Below are 8,156 nucleotides of genomic sequence, written 5' to 3'. Positions count from 1 at the left end.
ATGGCCCGCTGGATCTCCTGCCAGGGCGTCTGGCTTTCCGGATATTTGAAGCCGCCGGCCGCCTCCAGCGCCTTGCGCCGGGCGACGATCTCCTCGGGGGTGACCAGCACGTCGACCCGCGACTTGCGCAGGTCGACCCGCACCCGGTCGCCGCTCCTGAGCAGGGCCAGGCCGCCGCCGGCCGCCGCCTCGGGCGAGGCGTTGAGGATCGAGGGCGAGCCGGAGGTGCCCGACTGGCGCCCGTCGCCGATGCASGGCAGYTGGTGGATGCCGCGCTTGATCAGGTAGTCGGGGGCCCGCATGTTCACGACCTCGGCCGCRCCGGGATAGCCGATGGGCCCGGCGCCGCGCATGAACAGCACGCTGCGCTCGGTGATGCCGACGGCCGGRTCGTCGATGCGATGGTGGTAGTCCTCSGGACCGTCGAACACCACGGCCWGGCCTTCGAAGGCGTCCGGGTCGTCGGGGTCGGACAGGTAGCGGTCGCGGAACTCGGCGGTGATCACGCTGGTCTTCATGATCGCCGAGTTGAACAGGTTGCCGCGCATGACCACGAAGCCGGCGCGCTGGACCAGCGGCTTGTCGAAGGKGCGGATCACCGCCTCGTCCTCGATGGTCGCSCCCCGRCAGGCCTCGCCGATCGTCTGGCCCGACACGGTCAGGGCGTCCTCGCGGATCAGGCCCTGGCCCATCAGCTGGTTGACCACGGCCGGCACSCCGCCGGCCCGGTAATAGTCCTCGCCCAGATACTCGCCGGCCGGCTGCAGGTTGACCAGCAGCGGCACCTCCTCGCCATAGGTCTGCCAGTCGTCGACGCTGAGCTCCACGCCCATGTGGCGGGCCAGGCCGTTCAGGTGGATSGGRGCGTTGGTCGAGCCGCCGATCGCCGAGTTGACGACGATGGCGTTGAGGAACGCGTCGCGGGTCAGGATGTCGGASGGCTTGATGTCCTGCAGGGTCAGCTCGACGATCCGCAGGCCGGTCTCGTAGGCGTTCTGCTGYCGATCCCTGTAGGGGGCCGGGATCGCCGCCGAGCCGGTCAGCGACATGCCCAGCGCCTCGGTCAGCGAGTTCATGGTCGTGGCCGTGCCCATGGTGTTGCAGTAGCCGGTCGACGGRGCCGARCTGGCCACCAGCTTGATGAAGCCGGCGCGGTCGATCTCGCCGGCCGCCAGCAGCTCGCGGGCCTTCCASACGATGGTGCCCGARCCGGTGCGCTGGCCCTTGTGCCAGCCGTTCAGCATCGGGCCGACCGACAGGGCGATGGCCGGGATGTTGACCGTSGCGGCGGCCATCAGGCAGGCCGGGGTGGTCTTGTCGCAGCCGATGGTCAGCACCACCCCGTCGATCGGATAGCCGTACAGGGTCTCCACCAGGCCCAGATACGAGAGATTGCGGTCCAGGCCCGCGGTCGGCCGCTTGCCGGTCTCCTGGATCGGGTGGACCGGGAACTCCAGGGCGATGCCGCCGGCCGTGCGGATGCCTTCGCGGATGCGCTCGGCCAGCACCAGGTGGTGGCGGTTGCAGGGCGACAGGTCGCTGCCGGTCTGGGCGATGCCGATGATCGGCTTGCCCGACTGCAGCTCATCCAGCGACAGGCCGAAGTTCAGGTAGCGCTCCAGATAGAGCGCCGTCATGTCCGCGTTGTCCGGATTGTCGAACCAGGCGCGCGAACGAAGGGCGCGGGGCGGAACGGCGGCAGAGCTCATGACAGTCCTTGATAGGCGGCGACAGCGGGAGGGCCTGGCGGGTGACATGAGGATTGTCCGCCATCTGGACGGAGCGATCGACAGCCCGTTCGGTTCACCCCTGTTTATTTGTCTGACTATACCGGCCAAGACGCGGCGTCAACGTGAGAGCTGCACCGCTCGACAAGGCCGGCAAGCCGTGTTTTCCAATTGAACGCAAAAGAAAATCATTCGCCGTTTGTTGTCGGACGATAGGTCGCTCGGGAGGCGCCGATGGACTCGAAAAATCCGCTCGCGAGGAGCCAATTCCGCGCCCTTCGCCGGACCTTGCTGGCCGCTTCGGTGGCCGCGCCCTGGCTTCCGGGCCTCGCCATGACCGCCAATGGGGCCGCCGATCCCCTCGCCTTCCGCCGCCTGGCCCGGACTCCGCCGATGGGCTGGAACAGCTGGGACAGCTTCGCCACCACCCTGACGGAAGACCAGGCGATCGACAACGCCAAGGTGATGGCCAAGGTGCTGCTGCCGCACGGCTACGACGTCTTCACGGTCGACATCCAGTGGTACGAGCCGGGCGCGACGGGCTTCGACTACCGCAAGGACGCCCATCTCGAACTGGATCCGTGGGGACGGCTGCTGCCGGCCGTCAACCGCTTCCCCTCCTCGGCCGCGCCCACTTCAACTGGCGTCGCGGGGTTCAAGCCGCTGGGCGACCGGCTGCACGCCCTGGGCCTGAAGTTCGGCATCCACCTGATGCGCGGCGCGCCCCGCCAGGCGGCGGATCGGAACCTGCCGGTGCTGGGAACCGACGCCCGCATCGGCGACATCGTCGACCGGGCCAGCCTGTGCCCCTGGAACCCGGACATGTACGGCGTCGACATGACCAAGCCCGGCGCCCAGGCCTATTACGACAGCGTCTTCAAGCTGCTGGCAGCCTGGGGCGTCGACTACGTCAAGGTCGACGACATGAGCCGGCCCTATCACGACCACGCGCCGGAGATCGAAGCCGTGCGCAAGGCCATCGACGCCAGCGGTCGGCCGATGGTGCTGAGCCTGTCGCCGGGCGAGACGCCGCTGGACGCCGCCAGCCATGTGCAGCGTCACGCCAACCTCTGGCGGATCAGCGACGACTTCTGGGACCAGTGGCCGCTGCTGATGGAGCAGTTCGGCCGGCTGGAGCGCTGGAACCCGTACCGCATCCCCGGCTGCTGGCCCGACGCCGACATGCTGCCGCTGGGCGTGCTGGACCTGGGCAAGCGGACCACGCGGTTCACGCCCGACGAGCAGCGCACCATGATGACCCTGTGGTCGATCGCCCGCTCGCCGCTGATCATGGGCGGCGACCTGCGCAAGCTGGATCCGGCGACGACGGCCCTGCTGACCAATGACGAGGTGCTGGCCGTGAACCAGCGCAGCACGGGGAACCGGCCGGTGCTCAACACCGGCGGAAGCGTCGTCTGGACGGCGGAGGTTCCGGGCTCGAAGGCGCGATATGTGGCGCTGTTCAACACGACCGATGCAGAGATGGCGGTCGGGGTCGATTCTAGAACGTTGGGGGTGGGCCCCCTCATGCTGGTGCGCGACCTCTGGACCCGCAAGGCCGATGGCGCGGCCGTGGGCGGGCTGAAACGGACCCTGCCGCCGCATGGCGCGGGACTGTACCTGCTAGACTGATCCCTCCTCCTCCCAAGGGGAGAAGGAAACCAGTCCCTAGGACTCGATCGCCGCCCGCGTGTCTTCCAGCGCCAGCCCCACCAGCCGCTCCATCGCCTGCCGCGCCTGGTCCGGCCTTCCGGCGGCGATGGCGTCGAACACCTTCCAGTGGTCGGGCATCGGGTCGCGCGGCAGCTCGCGCTTGCGCTGCTTGAAGATCGTCGTCCAGCGCACCGCCGCGCCGATGCTGCTGCTGAGCGTGAACAGCGGCGCGTTGGCGGTGGCCTCCAGCACGGTGTCGTGGAAGTCGCGGTCGGCGGCCTGGCCGGCCTCGGTGGCCAGGGTCTGGCTCTCCATCTGGATCAGCGCCTTGCGCATGCGCTCCAACTGGCCGTCGTCGCGGCGCTCGGCGGCCAGGGCCGCGGCAGCCGGCTCGACGATCATCCGCAGCTCGTAGAGCCCCTTGAGGAACTCCTCGCTGGGCTCGGACTCGAAGAACCAGGCCAGGACCTCGGGGTCCAGCAGGCTCCAGCGGTTGCGCTCGGTGACCCGGGTGCCGGTCTTGGGGCGGCTCTCGACCAGACCCTTGGCCGCCAGGATGCGGATGGCTTCGCGGTAAGCGCTGCGCGAGACCTGCAGCTGCTCGCTGGAATCGATCTCGTTGTTGAGGATGTCGCCCGGCTGGTACTGGCCCGAGACGATGGCCACGCCCAGGTTGCGGGCGATCGAACCGTGAATCCGGCTGGTGGCCGCAAGGCTGTCCCGCGCGAAATCGCCGTCCCCGGCCTTATCCTTCTTCTTCCGCACGCGCGCTTTGCCTCCCTGTCCAGTCGATGAACGGAGCCCCCGTCCGTCCGCCGATCTCGACGCAGCGCGACACTAACGAGACAGTTTGTGCGCCGACAAGGGATTTCGCAGCCACGGCGCCGTTCACGCGAAGCGGATTTTCACGCTGAAAAGTATGATGATTGCCAAACGCCGACACGGCGCGGGTTTGCGCCGGTTCTCGTGTTTCCACAGCGCCCCGCCTCGTCCGGACCACCGTCGCGAGCCCGCCGATCCGGGTTTGACACCGCCCGGCAGTTCGCTATTTGTCTGACTAAATAGCCAAACCCGTTGGCCAATCTCTTGGGAGTCACGACAGCCATGGTGCTGCGCTTTGTGCAACTGAAGGAACAGGGCGGGACGCGAATCCTCGCGGCGGTCAACGATGCGGGCCTGGCCCGCAAGGTCGAGGTGGCCGACACCTTGCTGGCCCTGGCCCAGGCCGCCCTGGCGGCCGGCGCCACCCTGGCCGAGGCCGCCCAGGCCAACCCGCTGGGCGCCGAGATCGACATCCCCGCCGCCCTGGCCGAGGGCCGGGTGCTGGCCCCGATCGATCATCCCGATCCCGCCCACCTGATCCTGACCGGCACCGGCCTGACCCACCTGGGCTCGGCCGAGGGTCGCGACAAGATGCACAAGGCCGCCCAGGCGGGTGAACAGCTGACCGACTCCATGCGGATGTTCCTGATGGGCGTCGAGGGCGGCAAGCCCGCCGCCGGCGCGGTCGGCGCCCAGCCGGAGTGGTTCTACAAGGGCGACGGCTCGCACGTGGTCGGCCATGGCGCGCCCCTGACCTCGCCCGCCTTCGCCCAGGACGGCGGCGAGGAGCCCGAGATCGCCGGCGTCTACATCATCGGTCCCGACGGCGCGCCCTACCGCCTGGGCTTCTGCCTGGCCAACGAGTTCTCGGACCACGTGATCGAGCGCGGCAACTATCTGTGGCTGGCCCACTCCAAGCTGCGCCAGGCGGCCCTGGGCCCCGAACTGCTGACCGGCGAGCTGCCGGCCGACGTGCGCGGCGCCAGCAAGATCCTGCGGGGCGGCCAGGTGGTCTGGGAAAAGCCCTTCCTGTCGGGCGAGGCGAACATGTCCCACACGATCGCCAACCTCGAGCACCACCACTTCAAGTACGACCTCTTCCGCAAGCCGGGCGACGTGCACGTGCACTTCTTCGGCACGGCGACCCTGTCGTTCTCGGAAGGCTTCCAGACGAAGGTCGGCGACGTGTTCGAGATCGGCGCCGCGCCGTTCCTCTACTCCGTCAGCAATCCCCTGGCCCAGGCGCAGGACAAGCCGGTGACGGTGCGCGCCCTGTGAGCAAGATCCGCCTGGCCCTGGTCGGCCTGGGCAAGATCGCCCGCGACCAGCACCTGCCCGCCATCGCCGCCGATGACCGCTTCGAGCTGGTCGCCGTGGTCAGCCGCAACGCCGACCTCGACGGCGTCGCCCACTTCACGACCCTGGCCGAGCTGCTGGCCAGCGACGTGGCGGTGGACGCGGTGTCGCTGTGCACCCCGCCCCAGCCGCGCCACGCCTTGGCCCACCTGGCCTTGGCCGCCGGCAAGCACGTGATGCTGGAAAAGCCGCCCGGCGCGACGCTGAGCGAGGTCGAAGACCTGCGCCAGACCGCCGCCGAGCGCGGCCTGACCCTGCAGACCACCTGGCACTCGCGCTACGCCCTGGGCGTGGCGCCGGCCCGCGAATGGCTGGCCGACAAGACCATCAAGTCGGTGCGCATCGACTGGCGCGAGGACGTCCGCGTCTGGCACCCGGGCCAGACCTGGATCTGGGAGGCCGGCGGCCTGGGCGTCTTCGATCCGGGCATCAACGCCCTGTCGATCGCCACCGCCATCCTGCCCCGGCCGTTCTTCCTGACGAGCGCGACCCTGCACGTGCCCGAGAACTGCCAGTCGCCGATCCAGGCCGAGCTGGACTTCGTCGACGCCGCCGGCGCGCCGATCCGCGCCGAGTTCGACTTCCTGCAGACCGGCCCGCAAAGCTGGGACATCACGGTCGAGACCGGCGACGAAGATACCGGTAACAACGTGTTGAAGCTGTCGCACGGCGGCGCCAAGCTATGGATCGACGACGTGCTGCTTCGCGAGGGGCCGGACGCCGAATACGCCGGTCTCTACGACGCCTTCGCGCGCCTGGTGGCCGGCTCCGCCAGCGATGTCGACGTCAGCCCGCTGCGTCACGTCGCCGACGCCTTCCTGCTGGGCCGACGGGTCGTCGCTCCAGCGTTCATTGAATAGAGCGAGACAACGAATGGCCGAAGCCGCCCTGCGGGCCTTGAACCCCGCCACCAACGAACACTTCGGCCAAAGCTTCCCAGAGCCCAGCCCCGCCCAGATCGAGGCGGCGCTCGCCGCCGCGGCCGCCGCGTTCGACGTCTATCGCGAGACCGACCTGGAAACCCGCGCCGCCTTCCTCGAGGCGATCGCCGCCGAGATCGAGGCCCTGGGCGACGAACTGATCCAGACCGCCGTGGCCGAGACCGGCCTGCCGGTGGCCCGGATCACCGGCGAGCGCGGCCGCACCTGCGGCCAGCTTCGGCTGTTCGCCCAGGTCGTGCGGCGCGGCGACTGGATCGGCGCGCGGATCGATCCGGCCATGCCCGATCGCACGCCCCTGCCCCGCTCGGACCTGCGCCAGCGCTTCATCCCGCTGGGCCCGGTCGTGGTGTTCGGCGCCAGCAACTTCCCGCTGGCCTTCTCGACGGCCGGCGGCGACACCGCCTCGGCCCTGGCGGCCGGCTGCCCGGTGATCGTCAAGGGTCACTCCGCCCACCCCAACACCGGCGCCCTGGTCGGAAGCGCGATCGACAAGGCGATCAAGACCGCGGGCCTGCCCGCCGGCGTCTTCGCCATCCTGATCGGCCAGCAACGCACGTTGGGAACCGGCCTGGTCGCTGATTCTCGCATCAAGGCCGTGGGCTTCACCGGTTCGCGGGCCGGCGGCACGGCCTTCATGCGGATCGCCGCGAGCCGACCCGAGCCGATCCCGGTCTTCGCCGAGATGAGCAGCATCAATCCGGTGGTGCTGATGCCCGCCGCCCTGGCCGCCCGGGCCGAGGCGCTGGGCACGGCCTTCATCGGCTCGCTGACCATGGGCGCGGGCCAGTTCTGCACCAATCCCGGCCTGATCTTCGCCCTGGCCGGTCCCGACCTCGACCGCTTCGAGGCCGCCGCCGTCACCGCCCTCACCGCCGCCCAGCCGCACGTCATGCTGACGCCGGGCATCTTCGGCGCCTACGAGCAGGGCGTGGACCAGCTGAGCAATCGCGAAGGCGTCCAGCAACTGGCGCGCGGCTGCGTCGGCGACGGCGTCAACCAGGCGGTCGGCGCGCTGTTCGCCGTCGACGCCGAGACCTTCCAGCGCGACGAAGTGCTGAGCCACGAGGTGTTCGGCTCGTCCTCGCTGATCGTCCGCGTGCGGGACGCCGTCCAACTGGCCGCCGTGCTGGAGGGCCTGGAGGGGCAGCTGACCGCCACCCTGCAGATGGACGCCGCCGACGCCGAGGCCGCGCGCGGCCTGATCCCGATCCTGGAGCGCAAGGCCGGCCGCATCCTGGCCAACGGCTGGCCGACCGGCGTCGAGGTCTCGCACGCCATGGTCCACGGCGGTCCGTTCCCGGCCACCTCCGACCCGCGCGGCACCTCGGTCGGCACCCGCGCCATGGAGCGCTTCCTGCGCCCGGTCTGCTACCAGGACATCCCCGACACCCTGCTGCCGCCGGCCCTGAAGGCGGACAATCCGCTGGGCGTGCGTCGCGCCGTGGACGGCGTGCTGTAAGGAACGGCCCCAAGCTCGTCATCCCCCGCCCCGCCGGGGGATGACGGCTTTATAGTCCGACAATTACAGCTTCCCTTCCGTAACCTCTCCACCGCGGAACCGGGCGTGCGGCCAATCATCATACTTTTGATCTTGCGCCCTCCAGGATTCATCGTTATCCCGCTTTTGTCTGAGTAAATAACTCAGACAATAACCAGC

Annotated in this window: 6 protein-coding genes; 4 read left to right on the top strand and 2 right to left on the bottom strand. The window is 69.5% G+C overall.

The genetic code is table 11. The features are described 5' to 3' along the window. The coding region (locus AC1DMQ_RS24040) for an IlvD/Edd family dehydratase (RefSeq protein ID WP_477036056.1) at nucleotides 1-1,709 on the bottom strand (1,709 nt) is incomplete at its 3' end. 252 nt (nucleotides 1,710-1,961) lie between these two features. Here AC1DMQ_RS24040 and AC1DMQ_RS24035 point away from each other — a divergent pair. Continuing rightward, on the top strand, nucleotides 1,962-3,359 hold the full coding sequence (locus AC1DMQ_RS24035) for a glycoside hydrolase family 27 protein (protein WP_477036055.1): 1,398 nt from the start codon (nucleotides 1,962-1,964) through the stop codon (nucleotides 3,357-3,359). A 36-nt stretch (nucleotides 3,360-3,395) separates the two neighbouring features. Here AC1DMQ_RS24035 and AC1DMQ_RS24030 read toward each other — a convergent pair whose 3' ends face one another. Continuing rightward, complete coding sequence (locus AC1DMQ_RS24030; RefSeq protein WP_477036058.1) at nucleotides 3,396-4,076, bottom strand: FadR/GntR family transcriptional regulator; 681 nt, start codon at nucleotides 4,074-4,076, stop codon at nucleotides 3,396-3,398. Nucleotides 4,077-4,484: 408 nt separating this feature from the next. Between AC1DMQ_RS24030 and araD1 the strand changes: the two genes are divergently transcribed. From araD1 to AC1DMQ_RS24015, 3 genes are read left to right on the top strand one after another with little or no spacing between them, the layout of a single operon-like run. Next, complete coding sequence (gene araD1 / locus AC1DMQ_RS24025; protein WP_477036054.1) at nucleotides 4,485-5,480, top strand: AraD1 family protein; 996 nt, start codon at nucleotides 4,485-4,487, stop codon at nucleotides 5,478-5,480. Beyond that, entirely contained in the window at nucleotides 5,477-6,418 is a 942-nt protein-coding gene (locus tag AC1DMQ_RS24020; protein ID WP_477036053.1) for a Gfo/Idh/MocA family protein, read from the top strand. The genes araD1 and AC1DMQ_RS24020 overlap by 4 nt, the downstream gene beginning before the upstream one ends. Before the next feature lie 13 nt (nucleotides 6,419-6,431). Beyond that, the gene (locus tag AC1DMQ_RS24015) at nucleotides 6,432-7,958 is read left to right on the top strand and encodes an aldehyde dehydrogenase (NADP(+)) (RefSeq protein ID WP_477036052.1); all 1,527 of its coding nucleotides are present in this window, start codon (nucleotides 6,432-6,434) and stop codon (nucleotides 7,956-7,958) included. The last annotated feature ends 198 nt before the right edge of the window (nucleotides 7,959-8,156 follow it).

It is taken from the genome of Caulobacter sp. 05L422 (genome assembly GCF_056397765.1).
The sequence above is the reverse complement of the archived record's forward strand: the minus strand, read 5'-3'. Positions and strand labels throughout refer to the sequence as shown.

Excerpts from the sequence above, each read along its gene's own strand:
- AC1DMQ_RS24035 (WP_477036055.1), top strand. The coding sequence starts at position 1,962 with ATGGACTCGAAAAATCCGCTCGCGAGGAGCCAATTCCGCGCCCTTCGC.
- araD1 (WP_477036054.1), top strand. The coding sequence starts at position 4,485 with ATGGTGCTGCGCTTTGTGCAACTGAAGGAACAGGGCGGGACGCGAATC.
- AC1DMQ_RS24015 (WP_477036052.1), top strand. The coding sequence starts at position 6,432 with ATGGCCGAAGCCGCCCTGCGGGCCTTGAACCCCGCCACCAACGAACAC.